The 15,965-nt window shown below is 53.4% G+C and carries 19 protein-coding genes and 1 tRNA gene; 8 read left to right on the top strand and 12 right to left on the bottom strand.

Annotation, left to right across the window (positions count from 1 at the left end; all coding sequences use genetic code 11):
- The first annotated feature begins 368 nt into the window (after positions 1-368).
- Entirely contained in the window at positions 369-566 is a 198-nt protein-coding gene (locus JN414_RS16875) for a hypothetical protein (protein WP_215769343.1), read from the top strand.
- Positions 567-785: 219 nt separating this feature from the next.
- Entirely contained in the window at positions 786-1,073 is a 288-nt protein-coding gene (locus JN414_RS09035; protein WP_202207591.1) for a hypothetical protein, read from the top strand.
- Between the two features lie 30 nt (positions 1,074-1,103).
- On the opposite strand, the gene JN414_RS09030 is transcribed toward JN414_RS09035, so the two are convergent.
- Entirely contained in the window at positions 1,104-1,955 is an 852-nt protein-coding gene (locus JN414_RS09030) for a hypothetical protein (protein ID WP_202207590.1), read from the bottom strand.
- Positions 1,956-2,277: 322 nt separating this feature from the next.
- Positions 2,278-2,679: a helix-turn-helix domain-containing protein gene (locus JN414_RS09025; protein ID WP_202207589.1), complete on the bottom strand. Its 402-nt coding sequence runs from the start codon at positions 2,677-2,679 to the stop codon at positions 2,278-2,280.
- Between the two features lie 100 nt (positions 2,680-2,779).
- On the opposite strand from JN414_RS09025, the gene JN414_RS09020 reads away from it, so the two are divergent.
- Complete coding sequence (locus tag JN414_RS09020; protein ID WP_202207588.1) at positions 2,780-3,799, top strand: zinc-binding alcohol dehydrogenase family protein; 1,020 nt, start codon at positions 2,780-2,782, stop codon at positions 3,797-3,799.
- A gap of 52 nt (positions 3,800-3,851) precedes the next feature.
- Positions 3,852-4,286: a cupin domain-containing protein gene (locus tag JN414_RS09015; RefSeq protein WP_146862848.1), complete on the top strand. Its 435-nt coding sequence runs from the start codon at positions 3,852-3,854 to the stop codon at positions 4,284-4,286.
- A gap of 25 nt (positions 4,287-4,311) precedes the next feature.
- On the opposite strand, the gene JN414_RS16870 is transcribed toward JN414_RS09015, so the two are convergent.
- Positions 4,312-4,638 (bottom strand): hypothetical protein, encoded by a 327-nt coding sequence (locus JN414_RS16870; protein WP_237389953.1) that lies wholly within the window; start codon positions 4,636-4,638, stop codon positions 4,312-4,314.
- Between JN414_RS16870 and JN414_RS09010 the strand changes: the two genes are divergently transcribed.
- Entirely contained in the window at positions 4,534-5,418 is an 885-nt protein-coding gene (locus JN414_RS09010; RefSeq protein WP_308469046.1) for an L-dopachrome tautomerase-related protein, read from the top strand. The genes JN414_RS16870 and JN414_RS09010 overlap by 105 nt on opposite strands.
- Before the next feature lie 85 nt (positions 5,419-5,503).
- Here the strand turns inward: JN414_RS09010 and JN414_RS16865 are convergent, their stop codons facing one another.
- From JN414_RS16865 to JN414_RS08995, 4 genes are all read right to left on the bottom strand, one after another.
- The gene (locus tag JN414_RS16865) at positions 5,504-6,196 is read right to left on the bottom strand and encodes a hypothetical protein (RefSeq protein WP_237389952.1); all 693 of its coding nucleotides are present in this window, start codon (positions 6,194-6,196) and stop codon (positions 5,504-5,506) included.
- 45 nt (positions 6,197-6,241) lie between these two features.
- Positions 6,242-6,484, bottom strand: coding sequence for an AlpA family transcriptional regulator (locus JN414_RS09000; protein ID WP_035729032.1), 243 nt, complete (start codon positions 6,482-6,484; stop codon positions 6,242-6,244).
- Between the two features lie 944 nt (positions 6,485-7,428).
- Positions 7,429-7,596, bottom strand: a complete 168-nt coding sequence (locus JN414_RS17205) for a recombinase family protein (protein ID WP_308469044.1) — start codon at positions 7,594-7,596, stop codon at positions 7,429-7,431.
- A complete protein-coding gene (locus tag JN414_RS08995; protein WP_308469043.1) occupies positions 7,590-8,129 on the bottom strand; it encodes a recombinase family protein in 540 nt (179 codons plus the stop codon). Before JN414_RS08995 ends, JN414_RS17205 begins: the two co-directional genes overlap by 7 nt.
- Before the next feature lie 1,046 nt (positions 8,130-9,175).
- Here JN414_RS08995 and JN414_RS08990 point away from each other — a divergent pair.
- Positions 9,176-9,496 (top strand): hypothetical protein, encoded by a 321-nt coding sequence (locus JN414_RS08990; RefSeq protein WP_202207587.1) that lies wholly within the window; start codon positions 9,176-9,178, stop codon positions 9,494-9,496.
- Positions 9,497-9,942: 446 nt separating this feature from the next.
- Complete coding sequence (locus JN414_RS08985) at positions 9,943-11,322, top strand: hypothetical protein (protein ID WP_202207586.1); 1,380 nt, start codon at positions 9,943-9,945, stop codon at positions 11,320-11,322.
- Positions 11,323-11,357: 35 nt separating this feature from the next.
- Here JN414_RS08985 and JN414_RS08980 read toward each other — a convergent pair whose 3' ends face one another.
- The 5 genes from JN414_RS08980 to JN414_RS08960 form a co-directional block, all read right to left on the bottom strand.
- Positions 11,358-12,968, bottom strand: a complete 1,611-nt coding sequence (locus tag JN414_RS08980; protein ID WP_237389951.1) for a site-specific integrase — start codon at positions 12,966-12,968, stop codon at positions 11,358-11,360.
- Positions 12,969-13,039: 71 nt separating this feature from the next.
- Positions 13,040-13,130 (bottom strand) — tRNA-Ser (locus JN414_RS08975).
- Positions 13,131-13,170: 40 nt separating this feature from the next.
- Entirely contained in the window at positions 13,171-13,800 is a 630-nt protein-coding gene (locus tag JN414_RS08970) for a phosphoribosylanthranilate isomerase (protein WP_202207585.1), read from the bottom strand.
- Positions 13,797-14,507, bottom strand: a complete 711-nt coding sequence (pyrF, locus tag JN414_RS08965) for an orotidine-5'-phosphate decarboxylase (RefSeq protein WP_202207584.1) — start codon at positions 14,505-14,507, stop codon at positions 13,797-13,799. The genes JN414_RS08970 and pyrF overlap by 4 nt, the downstream gene beginning before the upstream one ends.
- Positions 14,508-14,515: 8 nt before the next feature.
- Positions 14,516-14,851, bottom strand: a complete 336-nt coding sequence (locus tag JN414_RS08960) for a lipopolysaccharide assembly protein LapA domain-containing protein (RefSeq protein WP_202207583.1) — start codon at positions 14,849-14,851, stop codon at positions 14,516-14,518.
- Positions 14,852-15,434: 583 nt separating this feature from the next.
- Between JN414_RS08960 and JN414_RS08955 the strand changes: the two genes are divergently transcribed.
- Positions 15,435-15,950 carry a protein-export chaperone SecB gene (locus JN414_RS08955; RefSeq protein ID WP_064272925.1) on the top strand — a complete coding sequence of 172 codons (516 nt, stop codon included), beginning with the start codon at positions 15,435-15,437 and terminating at the stop codon, positions 15,948-15,950.
- Positions 15,951-15,965 lie beyond the last annotated feature (15 nt).

The raw sequence follows: 15,965 nt of genomic DNA, 5'->3' as shown, positions 1-15,965 counted from the left end.
CGCCTCAAGTGAGACATCGAAGTGGGGATGTTGGCTGCCCGAAAGCAGACGTTTTTAGGTGAACCGCGATAGACCGCATTTGGAACTTTGGTGGGGGGCAGTGCTGCGGCTTGGCGCGTCCGGTTACTCTGAAACCGACCATTCGCGGAGCCGCATAATCCGCCCCTCTTTTGTCCGGCCTTCTGGACAAACCGGAACGCCTCTTATATGCGAACAAATTTAGCTAGCTGTTGTACAAATTATGGTGCCGCAAGCTCGGTATGTGCACCTGCTCACGAGCTTTCCGAAGTCACGCTACTTGCCGTTAAGTCACTCATCTGACGCTCCTTCTTCTCGCTATTGTCGCCACCTTACGTTGGATACAAGCAATGCATCCTCACAAGACTGACAATATTGACAAGATCCGTGTGGCCTATCCGTATCGAAGCCTCCCCTGGCATGGATGTGAGAGGCTTTTCCTCCAGCAGCACTGGTTTTCTCTGCACACCTTCGGCCACAAGGGAGCATGCGCCTTGCTGTGTCGTGACTGGCGTTACTATTTTGGGTGTTACGATCGCTCGGCTTGAAATTGGCGCGGTTGACGATGATTGGCAGTCGATAGAACACGAATTCACCGAGCCAATTAAGCTCAATGAGATTGACAGCTTTTTGACCCGCTTTGCCGATTCCTCCTTAGTCGATATCGCAAAGAACCAAACAGCCCCACTGCACGGGATATTGACTGTCACTGTCCGATTGACAGAACTGGAGGTCATAGATCTCAGTGCCCCTTCGGCCGGATCATTATGACTGATGGTTTGAACATTATGAGCAAGACGGCAATCGCCGTTGATCCCGGGCATTTGCAAGCCTACCAAGGCAGCGCCTTGCCCCAGATTTTTGCCGAAGGCATGCGCAATCCCGATCATAAGATGAAATATATCTCGTGGTTCGTGGTGCTGGAGGAGTTGGAAAAGCGCTTCATCTTTCCGGCGTTGTTTTCCGCCGATGAGATTTCCCAAATCACCGCTGCAGTCACGCTGGCACCCGCCCAAACGACGCGTCTTAGCAATATGATGAAAGGACCTAGGTGATAGAAAGATCAATAAGATTATAAATGAATATTAAAATTCCGCATCTATGATGGATTTTTCCAGATGGGGCATCACATGCGACAAATAGGAATATTTTTCGCAATATTTCTTTTCTGCCATGTAGGGTCTATCGAGCATTTCAAGTACCGCCTTTCCTAAAATTTCATCACTTTCATTTATGGAAACAAACATATCGCTTCCACCATATTGAACTGAAGGATGTAATTCATAACAATCAAATAATTGGTTTATAGATATTTGCGATCGTGTGGAAAGAAGCTTGGTAGGTTCGAGTTTAAATTTTGTCGAAAGCTCCTCCTTTATGGGTGCACCACTTTCGTTGGATCTGATAGCAATTTCACGAAGATAAACCTCCGAAAATTTCCCATCGATCCTTTGTGATCTGTGATCGCTCGTCTTAGAGAGAGCAAGCCGAATATATGCCCCCAGATCAGCGGCTGACATAGGTAGAGACTGATACAGCAGGGGTGTATCGGGATCGGTTGTCGATGTTCCCGCAGCCCACTGGTAACTGTAGAAACATTTCTTTGATCTAACGAGAGTAATGTGTCTCGCTTGAGGAATATTTTGCCATGCTTCAAACGGATTAAGAATTGCAGTGTTTTTGGGTCTGGAAACTAGCTCGTATTTATTTAGATTTACGGGCCAACCGTATTCGTACCATTTTCCATTTTTCCGCTTATAAGCGATCCATGCACTCACTCGATTGCCAATACCAAGGGAATAGTATCCTAATACCAAAGCAGGACGCCGCTGCAAGAAATATGGACCCGCAGCACTCTTGGCTATGGTGGTAACTGCTGCATCGACAGCGGATTGTTTGGCTCTGATTAAATCACCGATAAAAAAATCATCGCTCAATTAATTTCTCCAGATTTCTTTCAAGGATCACCCAAAAGCCTTTCAACGTGACATATATCACCACAAATATTATGCGATTACCAGTCATGGGTAATGTAGATGCTCGATCCTAGATCACGTTGGCAAAAGGACTGTATGGTCTGCCTGAGATCTGATTCACTTTGTGCCCGGGGATGCCTGGGGATAACGGGCAGAGGGAACAGACATGGCACGAGGCGATCTGACGGATCAGAAATGGGTGATAATTGGTCTGCTTTTGATCGCTCGAATAGAAAAGCCGACAGACTGCTTCCCCCCCCTTAGCCGAATGACTACTGAGCAATTATTTAGTCCCTTTAGCGGCAGAAGTGAGTATTTCATCTTGATCTGCACGGGCCTCAGGCCCATGCCTGAACTGTGTGTGCTCGTCGCCCCAGGCCTTGAGAGCCATGATGACAGGCTTGAGGGTCCGTCCGCGTGGGGTGAGGCTGTATTCCACCTTTGGCGGAACTTCTGGGTAAACCGTCCGTAACACGAACCCGTCACGCTCCAGTTCGCGAAGCTGGGTCGTCAGCATTCTCTGCGTGATGTTGGGCAGGCGCTTGCGGATGGCGTTGAAGCGTAAGGTTCCCTGAAGCAGATGATAGAGGATTACGCCTTTCCATTTTCCGTCGATGAGCTGAAGCGTTGCTTCAACAGCGCAGCCGGGGCTGCAATCGAGCGACTGATGGCGGATACGGGTCATAACGGTATCATTTCCGACACTATGGGCGTTAAAAGTGCGTTTTTGTCTGAAAACAGCATAGTGCTCACTCTTCTCCTCATTCAACAGAGGATCAGACATCATGCGGGCCATCGGTTATCAGACGCCGCTTCCCATCGAAAATCCGGCATCTCTTCAGGATATTGATCTACCGAAACCTGTTCCTTCGGGCCGGGATCTTCTGGTGGAAATCAGGGCTGTGTCGGTCAATCCGGTTGATACAAAGGTCCGTCGCAGTGCGACACCAGAGGCAGGTCAGTGGCGTGTTCTGGGCTGGGATGCGGCGGGGGTTGTCGTGGGCACTGGACCGGACGTCGCAGATTTTTCTGTCGGCGATGAGGTCTTTTATGCGGGGGCGATCAATCGCTCAGGGACCAACGCGGAGTTTCATCTGGTCGATGAGCGGATTGTCGGTCGCAAACCCCGCTCCCTGAACTGGGCCGAAGCCGCGGCCTTACCGCTGACAGCAATCACCGCCTGGGAGATGCTTTTCGATCGCCTGGACGTTCGTCGGCCTGTCCCGGGAACGACGCCGTCCATATTGATCATTGGAGGCGCAGGCGGGGTCAGTTCCATGGCGATCCAGTTGACCAAGGTTCTGACCGACATCACGGTCATTACTACGGCTTCGCGCCCCGAAACGCAGGACTGGGTCACATCTCTCGGGGCAGATTACGTGATCGATCACAGTAAGCCTCTAGCGGAACAGGTTGCTGGCCTTCCTACGGGCGCTCCCGGTTTTGTCTTTTCGACGACGCAGACGGATCGCCACCTGGCAGAGATCGTCGAACTTCTTGCCCCTCAGGGACATTTCGGCCTGATTGATGATCCTGCTGAACTCAATGCTGTACCCCTCAAGCGCAAAAGCCTGTCCCTGCATTGGGAGCTGATGTTCACCCGCTCACTGTTCGGAACGGCAGACATCAGCACACAAGGGAAACTCCTGAACGAGGTGTCGCGCCTTCTAGACGAAGGGCGTCTCCGTACGACGCTCGGCAAAAATCTTGGCGCGATCACCGCCGCCAATCTGCGAGAGGCTCACGCTCTGATCGAGAGTGGTCAGGCCAAAGGCAAGATCGTGCTCGAAAGTTTTCCTGCCTGAACGGAGAGAACCGTGACGAAAACAGTCAAAGCGCTTGAGAGGAGCAGACCTCATGAATGACGAAGAACATCTGATGACCCTGAACCGGACGGGAGGTCGCTTCGATCTCAATAAAATTGCGGCGGCGTTTCCCGAAACGGCGGACACGATGCTGCTGGACACCTATCTGACCGACAAGCCGGAAGCCAGTATCCGGGTCTTCCGAATCTATCGGGATGTGCCGCCGCATTATCATACCCAGTGCGATGAAGTGCTTCATGTCCTGTCCGGGACAGGCACGTTCTGGATTGATGATCCCAAGGAGGAGGCTCCGTTTGCCCCCGGCCATCTTCTGGTGTTCCCCCGTCGGGCGGTACATGCCGTACCCCGCATTCTAAGCCACCCAGTTATTTTTCTGGCTATCGACACGCCGCGACGGGCGCCAGATGACGTGGTGTTCGTGGATCCTGCTGACGGTACGCCGTCCGGCTTTATTGCAGGGATCTAACGTCATGGGGTTCATGAGACCGCGCTCACGGCAGGCTTTCACAAAAAGAGGCCTGTGCAGGATCGCCATTGCCGTTTTCACAGGATTCGTTGGGGTATACGCGCATCCTGTTTCTTCCCATGCACAGACCATCAGGATTGAGGCGACCACTACGGCCATGGACTGGAACGCCGTAGCGCTTGCTGGCGGTCATGTGTTTGTCGCAGGCCCTCGCTGGACCGGGTTTTCCTGACCGACCGTAGCTCTTCTGACGAAGAATGGAAAGATAGAGCCGTTTCCAGATGCTGACTGGAGTGGCTGGAAACCCGGACGGGATGCGACACATCGCTTTGTCAGCGTCAATGCCCTCCATGTTGCTCCTGACGGCACGCTCTGGGTTGTTGATACTGGAACTCCGTCTTTTGGAGGTCCACCCTTACCTGGGGGAGCCAAACTGGTCCGCATTGATCCGGCAACAGGTGATGTGCTGCGAATCTATCCTCTGGGCCCAGAGATCGCGCAGGCGGGGAGCTATATCGACGATATCCGTTTCAACGGGATGCATGCCTATCTGACTGATGCGGGCAAGGCGGCGCTGATTGTTCTTGACATCAAAACAGGCCAGGCACGTCGTGTTCTGGACAATGACGCGTCCACACGCGCACGGACAGATCGACCGCTTATCCTGGACGGACACGTCGTGGAGAGCCACCCGCGTCAGCCGCTTCTGGTGAATGTCGATCCGCTGGAAGTGAGTCCGGACGGGAAATGGCTGTATTTCGGGCCGCTTGAAGGGCCGTGGTCCCGCATTCCGACAGCATTTCTTGACGATCCCAATGTGTCATCAACCGATCTGTCTGCGGCTGTGAAGCCTTGGGCAGATTTACCTCCAATCGGGGGCAGTGCCATGGATACTGCCGGAAACCTTTACTTCACCAATCTGAAGGATAACGGCGTCTATCGGAGAGACGTTTCGGGAAAGATCACGAAACTGATCTCGGATTCACGTCTGCACTGGGCGGATGCACCTTGCCTTGCTCTGGACGGTCGTCTCTGGCTGCCCGTCGCGCAACTGGATCGTCTTTCGATGTTCCATCAGGGGCAATTCCGCAGTCACCAGCCGTTTCTGCTGGTATCTATCGATCTTCGATGACCATCAAACGCCATGATAATCGCCTGCGGGATGTTTTCTCTCGTGCAAAGGTACTCGCGAAGTCGCTGTGCTTTGGCGGACATCGTCACCTGTAATGCCATCGAAGTTTGCCGGGATCTTTTGTCGGAAAGTCAGGGGGAGCAATCCATCGGCGTGTCTGGGCGGTACGATGCCGTCGCCATCCAAGATATGTCAGAGCACGTGCAAGAATAAGCTGCTCGTCAGGTCGTATCGGCCTTTTATAAAACAGGACTTGCTCCGCGATAACGTTCAGCGGCAGCCCTCCAGGCGGGGACTGATCATGGACCTGGATCATCCTGCCAGAAGCCAGCTGCGGCAGGAGATCTTTAATCGTCAGTTTATCTGACCAATGCGAAGCACGGGCAAACAAAAACTCCATGATTTCATCTATCGTTGGCTGTGCAATCGTAGATTTGTCTTTCAGGAAAAGAAATGTATTAAGGATTTCAAAAAGCTTAGTGTCTGAAAAATTACCGTTCATCATTTTGAATAGAAACCATCCTTCAGAAATCTCCGAAGGAGATGCCCAGAACAAGTTATGTAAGTCATTTACGGTAGTTGGTGGCGAAAATAAACTATCGGGATTATCTACTTTGTAGCAATTAGTCTTGTAATAGGGATCAATCTCTCGAGTAACATCACACAGGATCCAGAAAACAATATCCTGATAGACGCATTTCATCTCCAGGGAGTCCCAAGGGCTGTCCCAAGCAAAGTCAATCTCAGCGACGTCAAACATAGCGCTAGCTTTCATCATGGAAAGGAAAGATCCGCAGGTATCCTGCACTGATAAAATCAGCAGCTACGACCAGACGTTGCTCAGTGTGGTCTGCATGGCGGAAGAAGCGCTGCCGTCACGACGGACGAGCCTTTCGACATCGCGCAGTCGAAACAGAGTTCGCCTTGGACCGATTTTCAAGCGTTCGAGCTCGCCCGCAGCGACATATCTGTCGATCGTCGAGAGGGACACGCGTAGTCGCTCAGAAGCTTCCCGACGCGTTATGAAGATGTCGTCAGAGCGACGAAGGGGGAAAACAGAACTCATGATACGCCTTTCCAACCAGCCCCTCATGGGACTAACGATGATACTAATTTCGTTTGGTTTTTTCGGCGTTCAGTGTTCTACAGGGTCTCTGCTTGAAGCAGTGGCAGAGAGCCTTCTGGGCTTGCTAGAAGTTTTTCGTACTGTAGTGTCAGCTAACTTAATAACGTTAGCCGAGCACGGACGACGATTTCAAGAAATTTCTGAGCGTTTTTTCGTGGGTCGCTGTTTCAGTCGCGCCCTCAGATCATCTAGATGTCTCTGGAGACAGCAGGACATCAGTCAGCAGGTCACATCGGGAAATTTATAAAACAACGCATATCGCGTCCGAGCGCCGCGCGATGACGCATTTTTTAAGATGGGTCTCAAGGTGGGATGAATTTTGACAAATCAAATAACTCCCTGAAGAATCCGGGAATTTTTGATTTATCTGGCGGAGAGAGTGGGACTTTCCGCAAATTTTCAATTTACCGCAGAAAACAGCCAGCAAATAAGTGACACTCACTCATTCACCGTGCGTCACTAACGCTCGCACCTCGTTTCAAGCATTGCGTCCAAAGAGCCCATTTTCAAGCCGCTAGACGTGTCTATGGAGGGCTTTAGAAATTTAGTGGGCTGGAAGGATCATGCAAGACTGTTTGAAACCCGCCAGAGAGCAGCCTATAGCGTCCGTGGCCCGTCTGAGCAGAGATAGATTCAGAAAGGTTGTTATGCGCCCGTAGAGACGTTGGTGCTGGATCAGCCGAATAAAGGATCAGGTAGAATGGCGACGTATCAAGAAATCATAAAGTGGGTGAAAGAAAATCATGGCTTTACGGCCCAATCCTGTTGGATTGCCCACATATTGTCCGAACATGGCTTGATTACAAAAGTTGCCCCTAATCGCCGTGATCTTTCCAAACGGACGAAGCCTTGCCCTGCCCATCGAAGAGAAAAACTTGAAGAAGCTATGCGCTTTCTTGGGAGAATTTAACGCACTCCACCTCAGGAACGGAAACCCGCCTCACAGCCGCAGCGGTCCACATTCCACCTTTCGCGGTTCTAATGCCTTGGTGGGCCAGTCTGGAAGCGATTTGACGAAGGCTCAGGCCCTCATTGCGGAGTTCAATCACCATGGACCAACGCTTGCCCTAAAGGCCTCAGCGGCCCTCTGACGGGCTTCTACGGACAGTCTGTAGTCCACTTTGCGAGCGCCGGGCCGATAACCACCCAACATCTTGCCACGAGCCTTTGCTTCAGCAAGAGCGGCTTTCGTACGTGCGGAGATAGCTTCGCGCTCCTGCTGGGCCACAAGGGCCATGATTCCGACCGTCAGGCGGTTAGCGTTGGGCATGTCCGCTGCAATGAAGTCTATTCCAGCCTTCTCCAGCCCAAGGAGGAAATGGGCATCACGGGAAAGCCTGTCGAGCTTTGCAATCAACAGGACGGCACCCGTCAGACGACAACGCTCCATTGCTTCAGCAAGCTTTGGCCGCTCATTGTTCTTTCCGCTCTCAATCTCCGTGAAAGACGCAAGCTCACGTCCGCCTGCCTGGGCTACATGAACCGCAACGGCTCTCTGCTGGGCTTCGATACCAAGTCCTGAAGCGCCTTGGCGGGCTGTAGAAACGCGGAAGTAACTAACGAAGAGCGGGGCTGTGGTGGTCATGTCGTCCTGTGTTCGCTGAATGTGAACCCTCGTTGACATTGGTGATACAGGCCCAGCGAAGGCATGACTCGTGCAGTTTCGGAATCCCGAAGATTCCTAAAACACATGGCTGGATAAGAAGCTGGTAAGTCTATCTGACGAGCATCCCAGCAGTGGCACAGCCCCTAGAAGAGCTGGAGGCCCTTCAAGAGCACGCCTTGGCCGTCGCTCTCAGGCCGTTAAGCGTAACCAAGTACGACGCAGGAAAACTAGAGGCCTGAGAAAGCGGGTTTATCGGCTGATTTTAGCCATTTCAGAGGCGCAGAAGGCGTTGAGGCCAGATGCCACCCTACAGCTCCGCCGACTGGTAAACCACAGCTACAAAGGACCTAACCGCAATGGCGGATGAACTCGATAAACTCAATGAAATCATGGGTTTAGTTGAAAAACTGTCTAATGAGGCTTCTTATAGAGAAGCGCCCCTAAGACATCCCCAAGGTGTTAAAGGCTCCTGAGGCCCTGATTGGCGATCAAAGCTTCTTCCTTTCCCGGGATGATCCCACCCATACCAGAAACAGAATTACAGCCAGTTACTCTTGGCCGTACTCAACCGACCCACAGCAGAGAACTGAGGGCCGCAGGATGCCTATAGGCGTCTTGGGCTTCCTCAGCTCCTTGGTGTGGATCATGCGTTCAGCAATCAACCACCTCTGAGTGGTTCTATCCGCCCATAACTAGGGCGCAAGGGTGTGTCGTTCACCGCTGGGCCGCATCCACACCACACTCAATCCCAAAATATATGAAATGAGACACCCTTGTTGGATCGAACACATCATGATGACGCACGCCTTGTATCCTCAGAAGAGGAAGTACCGGGCAGAAGACCAACCCGCAATTCAACCAGAAAAGTAAGATCGGACGCTGGGGTGCCGAAAGGCCCTAAAAAGCCACGTGCCCCAGTCAGAGGCTCTCAAGAAGCAGGTGGCTGGACCCTCCAACTATCTGGGGTCCACGGTGCTGGTAGGTTCCTGCATATTGCTGCGCCGGATCATGCCAACCTGATGCAGATGTCCGATGAGGGGAAGCGCATTTATGTAATCACCGACCGCTCTGGCCACCACACAGCCGTCATGCTCACCAAAGCCCCGCAAACCCCCGGTAGCCACCAGATGGTCACGGTAGCCCGCTTCCTCGCAGGTGAGATGCACGATGGACGGAAACTGCACTATAAAGATGGTAACCCATTCAATCTGCATCGCGATAATCTGGAAACAGAGATCAAGGCCACAGGCGAGCGGCATCCTATCAACTGGGAAAAAGCCGTTGCAGGACGTTCGGTGTTCCTCTCGCTGGTCCAGTCCCACAGTGAGCACCCACTAACCGCTTGACCCTCTCACTCACTGAAGTCCGCATCCGTCTCTCCATCATAGACCTTTTCAGAGACAGCCGGACTTCTCTCACAGAAGCATAGGACACCCTCTACCGGGATGGTCCCGCAAGACCCTTGTGGGGGTGGCTAGCGGCCCCAGAGCTTCAAAGGATACTTGTATGCTCAAGCCGCCAATCATCCCACATTCTTATTCACCATCATCTAATCATCCAATTCTATAATCAGATAATGGTTGAGTAGTATAATCCAACCATATACCCACGCTCATACATCTCCACATCAATCTCTATTCCCATGATTAGATGATGAAGATAGGATACGGGTAATGGGTCTGTAGATCATGTAGGTGGTTATGCTTGTAGGTTGAGTTTAGCCTCTTGGGACCTATGAGGAGGATAAGATGAAAGGTTTGGGACATTGGACAACTTGCCAGCACTAAACCCCATGACTGAAGAACGTCCCCAGCTTTCAGTTCCATCTCATAACCACGATGCCGAAGAACTCCGCTCTGCACCTCCGCTCTCTCTGGGCCGCATTCCCGATACGGACGCTGCCCACAACCTGACCACCCAGATCAGCGACGACTTACGCTCCCATCTTGGAGATCGAGCGAAAGCAGCCTTGGGAGGGCGCGACAGGGGCCAAGAAAGACGCATACGGGAAACGGGCATCATCCTCGCCGGGCTGCTCCGACATGGCCTGAGCGGCGACTGGTCCGCTGTAAATGAAAGCCCCAGTACATGGTTCTGGAAAGCCTCACGCAAGCTTCCTGTGAAGCACAATGCATTCTGGACCAAGGTCAAAGCAATGCGGGCTCTCGGGTTGCTCGATTATGTGCCGGGCTCGAGGTTTAAGAACGTCTGGGGAGATTATCACGGCGACGCGGCCCGTCTGCGTCCATCCAGAACCTTGATCGACATGGCCCAGCGTTACGGCTGCACGCCCTCAACGGCGGGTGAAGACTGGAAGCTGATTGCACCTGCTCCCATCGAGCTTCTGGCACCTAAAGAGCTTCTGGTCTTTACGGAAATTCCCACGAAGGTGAGGGGAAGAATCAATGAGGCCAGCAGACAACCAATGAACGTCCCTTCCGGATGTGACGATCTTCAGGTGTTTATGCAGCTTCTCACAGCACGTCTTGCCGAGACCGAATTTACAAGATGCGCTCGCCCTGTGCTTCAGGCCCGCTTTATCGGTATGAGGGAGTTTGGAGGGCGTATCTATGCCCGTGGGGCGGATAACTACCAGAACGGGATCGGCAAGACAGAGCGCAGCCACATTACGATGAGCGGTGAGGCTGTGGCAGAGCTTGATCTCTCGGCGTCCTACCTGTCCATTGCTCTGGCCCTTCTTGGCTCTCTAGCGCCTGAGGGTGATCCCTATAGCCTTCCGGGCCTCGAAGAGACCCATCGGGACGCCATCAAGCACTGGTTCGTCCTGTTTTGGCAGAGCGGAAAAGCGCCTCAGAAATGGCCGAAGAAGACCCCTTCAGCAATTCGGGAGAGCATTAAGCCTCAGGAGATTAAAGGCCCTGCATTTGCGCGTTATCCAGCACTGAAAGATGTGGAAAACATCCTTCCCGAGACATTGCGGGCAAGTATTCCCAAGCCAATGCAGAACTGGGCTGTAGGGCAATATCTCACAGGGGTGGAAGCCTCCATCATGCGGGAGGCAATGAGTAGCATTTTGGAAGCTAGAGGTATCGTTCTTCCCATGCATGACGGTCTACTCGTATCCCGATCGTGTGTGGAGATTGCTCGCAAGTCTTTGGAAAACGCTTGCATCGCTCGCTTGAGCAGAAAAATTCGGATTGTGGTTGAATAGGAAGTAATCAGTTCAACCAGCCCCACGATTAAGGATTAGTGCCAAGGATATGGGGGCCGATCATTCTGAGTGGCCTCTAGCGCCTTCAGGACCCCTTCAGGCAATCCTTTCTCAACCATCCCCGTGATAGCCGCAGAATAAGCATCTCCTCCAAAGTCCTTGGTCGCATAGGTGCTTCCAGCAAGGCTCTGGGGCTTATGGCCCACAAGGTGATCCCGGACCAGCTCAGAGCAGGCAGAGACTCCTTTGCGCTGGGCGTTCTCCATGTTGGTGATGAAGCATCGCCTGAAGCTATGATAATCTAACTGACCATCTGACACCTTGCCAAGCACATCGCGCCTGAAGGTCGTAAACCGCTTGGAGAGGGTCCAGGAACGCTTTCCGTCTGGGCCTCCCGGTGGGCACTCTGGAAAGAGAGGGGCATCTCCAGACTGATCCTCAAGCGCCTCCAGACGCTCTTTAATGATCTTCTGGGCCAATGGGTGGAGTGGGATGCGTCTACGGGAGTTTCTGGTCTTCGCCACCTCAGACGTGACCACAATCATAGGCAGTCCGCCTTCTGTCTCAGGGGGCTGGATGCGATCCCGTGTTAAAGAGACCAACTCATTCTGCCTCGCCCCTGTGAGGAGACCCAGCCTGACAAGATCAAAGAGGGCTGCCCCATAGCCCCAGCGCCTATGTGCGTCAGGGTTAGCTTGGAGTAGGGCAATCAACTCCGCTTCAGTATATTCTCGTTCACGGTCCTGCTTCTCCTCCACCTCAGCCCGACGCTTGAGGCCCGTAGTCGCTCCCAGCCATGGATTGGTCTCGCTATAACCCTTACGCTCCAGCCAATCCCAGAAGGTCTTGAGCGGGCTGATACGGCTCTGGATGGTCTTTGCACATAGCCCCTTTCGCTGGGCCAACCATTCGGGAAACTCGCCTATGCGCCTCTTGGTGACGCTTTCCACGCTTGTGGACGCAATCAGGGTTTCCGGGTCTTGGCTGAGGCACTCATCTCCATCCTGAAAAGCCAGAAACTCCCCGAAGAGCCGAAAGGCCAGCCTGTGCCCTCGGGCCGTCTGCTGTCTGATCGTGCTTTCCACGTCCCGCATCCAGCGGTCGAAGAGAGGGCCGATAGGTGTGGACTGGCCCAGCGCAATTTCCCGGAAGCGGGTCACATAGTCTGAAGGGTTCTTACCGGCCGCCTCAAGCTGCTCAGCACGCTCGTCCAGAAAATAATCCATGCCTTCGATGAGGCGGCGTCTAGGATCAGTCCCGCCCATCTCGTTATCACCACCATCCGTCCTATCTGATGTGGCTGTAATCTCTCGCCGAGCGTCTAATGCCTCAGTGAGCAAGCGGTCTTCATTCATCCAATCGGGCTGCCAATGGCCGTGGATAGGCAGGAAGCAAGCGGCCACCAGCTTTGCGTCCAAGTCCTCCCGCATTACTGCAAGGGCCTTGTCGCGCCTTCTGATGGCCTCTTGTTTATCGCGGGTTCCGAGAGACCGGATAACTTCCTGCTTGATGCCTGATTTGGTCCCGAAAGCCTCGCCAGCATCCGCCCGGCGATCACGCGGAATAGACAGACGGACAGACCATGTGAGGCCACCTGTCCGCCTCAAGCCGTGCATATCATCATCCTGTAGAGCCTTCTTGGTCATGGAAGGACTACCGACGAGGTGCTACCAGCATGTGGTCATAACTGACTGATTTCATTGGTTTTCTAGACATATGGCGGAGAGAGTGGGATTCGAACCCACGGTACGCTATTAACGTACACACGCTTTCCAAGCGTGCGCCTTAAGCCGCTCGGCCATCTCTCCTGTCGAGCGAGGTGGTGTTTACGAAAGGTCTGTTTGAAGATCAACCCCTTATGCGGGCTTTTTCGACAAATTGCTCAATTAATTTGTGAGATTTTTCGCCCGCCTGGCTTTCAACGCCGGAAGACACATCCACAGCGGGCGCCGAACTGGCGTTCAGAGCCTCCTGAACGTTGAACGGCGTTAGTCCTCCAGCAAGCATCCAGAAAGCGGGAGCTTTCCACTTCCGGGTCAAGGTCCAGTCAAATGTTCGCCCGAGACCGCCTGGGCGATCATCTCCAGCCTGCCTGGGGGCTTCGATGACATACCTGTCAACATCAGCCTGAATGGGGAGATCAGAGAATGACTTCACCCCGCGCGCTAACCAGACGGGAAGTCCAAATCGACTTCTGATTTCTTTCGCACGTTCAACTGAATCGTAAATCTGCAAAACATTGAGCGGCACTGTTTGCAAGGTACGCTCAATTGTCCTGTCGTCGGCTTTGACGAACAATCCTACGCGGGAGGGCGCAAGGACGTCTGACACACTCTCATGCAGCAGACGCGCTTGCTCCGGCAATACATATCGTGGTGATGCGGGGTGAAAGACAAACCCAACCCAGTCTACAGCTAGGTTGGCGCAAAGCTGCATTGTCTCTACATCTCGTACACCGCAGATTTTGACTTTCGTCATACGCTCGCAAGCTCAGCCATAATAGCCGCTGCAGCCTTTGCCGGGTTTGGCGAACGCGTGATCGGGCGCCCCACAACAATCCAGTCTGCCCCGGCTTGCGCCGCCTGAGTAGGCGTCATGATGCGCTTCTGGTCATTTGATGCGCTGCCCTCGGGCCGGATACCCGGCACAACCAGAACGGGATCGTCGCCCAAAGCATCTCGCAGAAGGGTAATTTCATGTGCCGAGCACACAAGGCCATCCGCACCGGCACTAATCGCCAGTTTACCAAGACGCAGAACCTGCTCCCGCGGCGTAGCATCCACCCCCGTTTCTCGCAGTCCAGCTTCATCCATACTCGTCAGAACGGTTACGGCCAGCAACTTGGGACGCTTTTCGTCACCCGGAAAAGCTTGCTCCAGCGCTTCGCGGGAGCGAGAGATCATCTCGGCGCCACCACAGGCATGAATTGTCGTCAGGGCAGGGCGCAACGGCGCCAGCGCAGACAATCCCGATGCAACAGTATTGGGAATGTCATGCAGTTTGAGATCCAGAAACAACTCATGCCCGGCAGACACGGACTTCACGGCATCCAGACCACAGGCATACGTAAACTCGAGGCCAAGCTTGATGGCATCAACAGCATGCCCAAGACTTGAAGACCATTCTTCGGCCTGCGTTCGGCTGTTTGTATCAAAAGCGGCAATCAGCCTGGTGCGCTTGGTCATGGGGAAAGTCAGATCCGGTTTTCAGGTGAGGGGACTGATGTGGGGGCAGCTGCAACGGGAGGCGTTTGCAGGCGATCAAGGCGCTGATGAAGCTCCACCAACTGGCTTTCCAGTGTACGGACATGTGCCTCGGAACGACGGGCTCTGGAGCGTTGACGGAATTCGCCCACCCATCCAGTGAGAAACCCGAAGATCAGCCCCACGACACCAATGCCCAGTGCGAGCGTGCCCACTGAAAGATGCCAGCCAAAAGAGATCAGCCAGATCGGCTCAAGGTCCGTGTTGCTCAGGGCAAATACGATCAATACGGCCAGAAAGATGACAATAAAAAGAAGTCTCAGCATAGGAATGTCCTATTCGTGCTGCCCGTGAGGCAAGAACCGCACCACGGGAGGATTGATTTCCTGTCAGCACTCATGATGTGCTTGCGTTTGGAACATAACCAAGCACCGATGCTGACGTTCCTTTAAGGCGATAACATTCTCAGCGCCTCACTGAAAGGGAGAGCTGTGTCCGAAGTCATACCCCTCCGACCGACACTTCCGAAAGCTGATCTTCTCTGGGCTGTCATTGCTTCGCAGGGAAGGCGCAAAGTCATCGCAGATGTTCATCTATCACAAAAGGCCGCTGAGGCCGACTGCCAGTGGCGCATGGCTCAGGTCAGGAGTTATTCGCGATTTCTTATCAGTGAACAGCAACCACCGCCTGTGTATCACATCGAGCGCATACGCCGTGCTGAATTACCTAAACGATGGGCGCCGTTGCCAGCTTTGGGAATGCTACGCGGCAGGCTCATTTGAGATCAGCAGAAAGTGTTGCCGGGTAGCCAAAATGCCGCCCTCATGACACAAGACTGTTTCAGACATGTTGCTGCGCTTTCAGACGACTACGCAGGACACCGTGCATAGCTTACAAGGTAAGGTCAGGATGAACGATCACGATCACGCAGACACACTTCAGGGCGCTTCGGGCGTTTCTGCAAGCCCGGCTGCTGCCCCTACACTCGTCCTTGGCTCTCAATACCTTCGCACACTGTCCATCGACGTACAGAATACGCCTGACATCTATCGCGATATTTCAGGCGAGCCCCATATCGGCATGACGGTAGACGTGACAGCCCGGCAGCTTCCGGGAGGACACCCGAATTTTGAAGTCACCCTCGTGATCCGTGCACAGGGTCTGGATGCTCCGCAGTCCGCCACACACAATGCCCGTACCCTGTATGAACTTCAGATCGCTTATGCGGGTCTCTTTGCGCTTTCCGGTCTGGTCACACAGGCAGATGTCGAACCTCTGCTGCTGGTCAATGCTCCTGGGTATCTGTTCCCGTCTGCAAGAATGATCCTGCTTAATACGATCCGGGAAGCTGGATTTCCTGTCGGCAATATCCAGCCGATCAACTTCCATGACCTCTGGCAGAGCCGCCGCACTCAGCAGAAATGAGATATCGACAGGTCC

The organism is Gluconobacter sp. Gdi (assembly GCF_014132155.1).
In the GTDB taxonomy this organism is placed as follows: domain Bacteria; phylum Pseudomonadota; class Alphaproteobacteria; order Acetobacterales; family Acetobacteraceae; genus Gluconobacter.
This window is presented reverse-complemented; position numbering and strand designations above follow the sequence as displayed.

Bases quoted from the DNA above. Each gene is read 5' to 3' on its own strand.
- JN414_RS16875 (WP_215769343.1), top strand. From the start codon at position 369: ATGCATCCTCACAAGACTGACAATATTGACAAGATCCGTGTGGCCTAT.
- JN414_RS09035 (WP_202207591.1), top strand. From the start codon at position 786: ATGACTGATGGTTTGAACATTATGAGCAAGACGGCAATCGCCGTTGAT.
- JN414_RS09025 (WP_202207589.1), bottom strand. From the start codon at position 2,679: ATGACCCGTATCCGCCATCAGTCGCTCGATTGCAGCCCCGGCTGCGCT.
- JN414_RS09020 (WP_202207588.1), top strand. From the start codon at position 2,780: ATGCGGGCCATCGGTTATCAGACGCCGCTTCCCATCGAAAATCCGGCA.
- JN414_RS09015 (WP_146862848.1), top strand. From the start codon at position 3,852: ATGAATGACGAAGAACATCTGATGACCCTGAACCGGACGGGAGGTCGC.
- JN414_RS16870 (WP_237389953.1), bottom strand. From the start codon at position 4,638: ATGGAGGGCATTGACGCTGACAAAGCGATGTGTCGCATCCCGTCCGGG.
- JN414_RS16865 (WP_237389952.1), bottom strand. From the start codon at position 6,196: ATGATGAAAGCTAGCGCTATGTTTGACGTCGCTGAGATTGACTTTGCT.
- JN414_RS09000 (WP_035729032.1), bottom strand. From the start codon at position 6,484: ATGAGTTCTGTTTTCCCCCTTCGTCGCTCTGACGACATCTTCATAACG.
- JN414_RS17205 (WP_308469044.1), bottom strand. From the start codon at position 7,596: ATGGTGATTGAACTCCGCAATGAGGGCCTGAGCCTTCGTCAAATCGCT.
- JN414_RS08995 (WP_308469043.1), bottom strand. From the start codon at position 8,129: ATGACCACCACAGCCCCGCTCTTCGTTAGTTACTTCCGCGTTTCTACA.
- JN414_RS08990 (WP_202207587.1), top strand. From the start codon at position 9,176: ATGTCCGATGAGGGGAAGCGCATTTATGTAATCACCGACCGCTCTGGC.
- JN414_RS08985 (WP_202207586.1), top strand. From the start codon at position 9,943: ATGACTGAAGAACGTCCCCAGCTTTCAGTTCCATCTCATAACCACGAT.
- JN414_RS08980 (WP_237389951.1), bottom strand. From the start codon at position 12,968: ATGACCAAGAAGGCTCTACAGGATGATGATATGCACGGCTTGAGGCGG.
- JN414_RS08970 (WP_202207585.1), bottom strand. From the start codon at position 13,800: ATGACGAAAGTCAAAATCTGCGGTGTACGAGATGTAGAGACAATGCAG.
- pyrF (WP_202207584.1), bottom strand. From the start codon at position 14,507: ATGACCAAGCGCACCAGGCTGATTGCCGCTTTTGATACAAACAGCCGA.
- JN414_RS08960 (WP_202207583.1), bottom strand. From the start codon at position 14,851: ATGCTGAGACTTCTTTTTATTGTCATCTTTCTGGCCGTATTGATCGTA.
- JN414_RS08955 (WP_064272925.1), top strand. From the start codon at position 15,435: ATGAACGATCACGATCACGCAGACACACTTCAGGGCGCTTCGGGCGTT.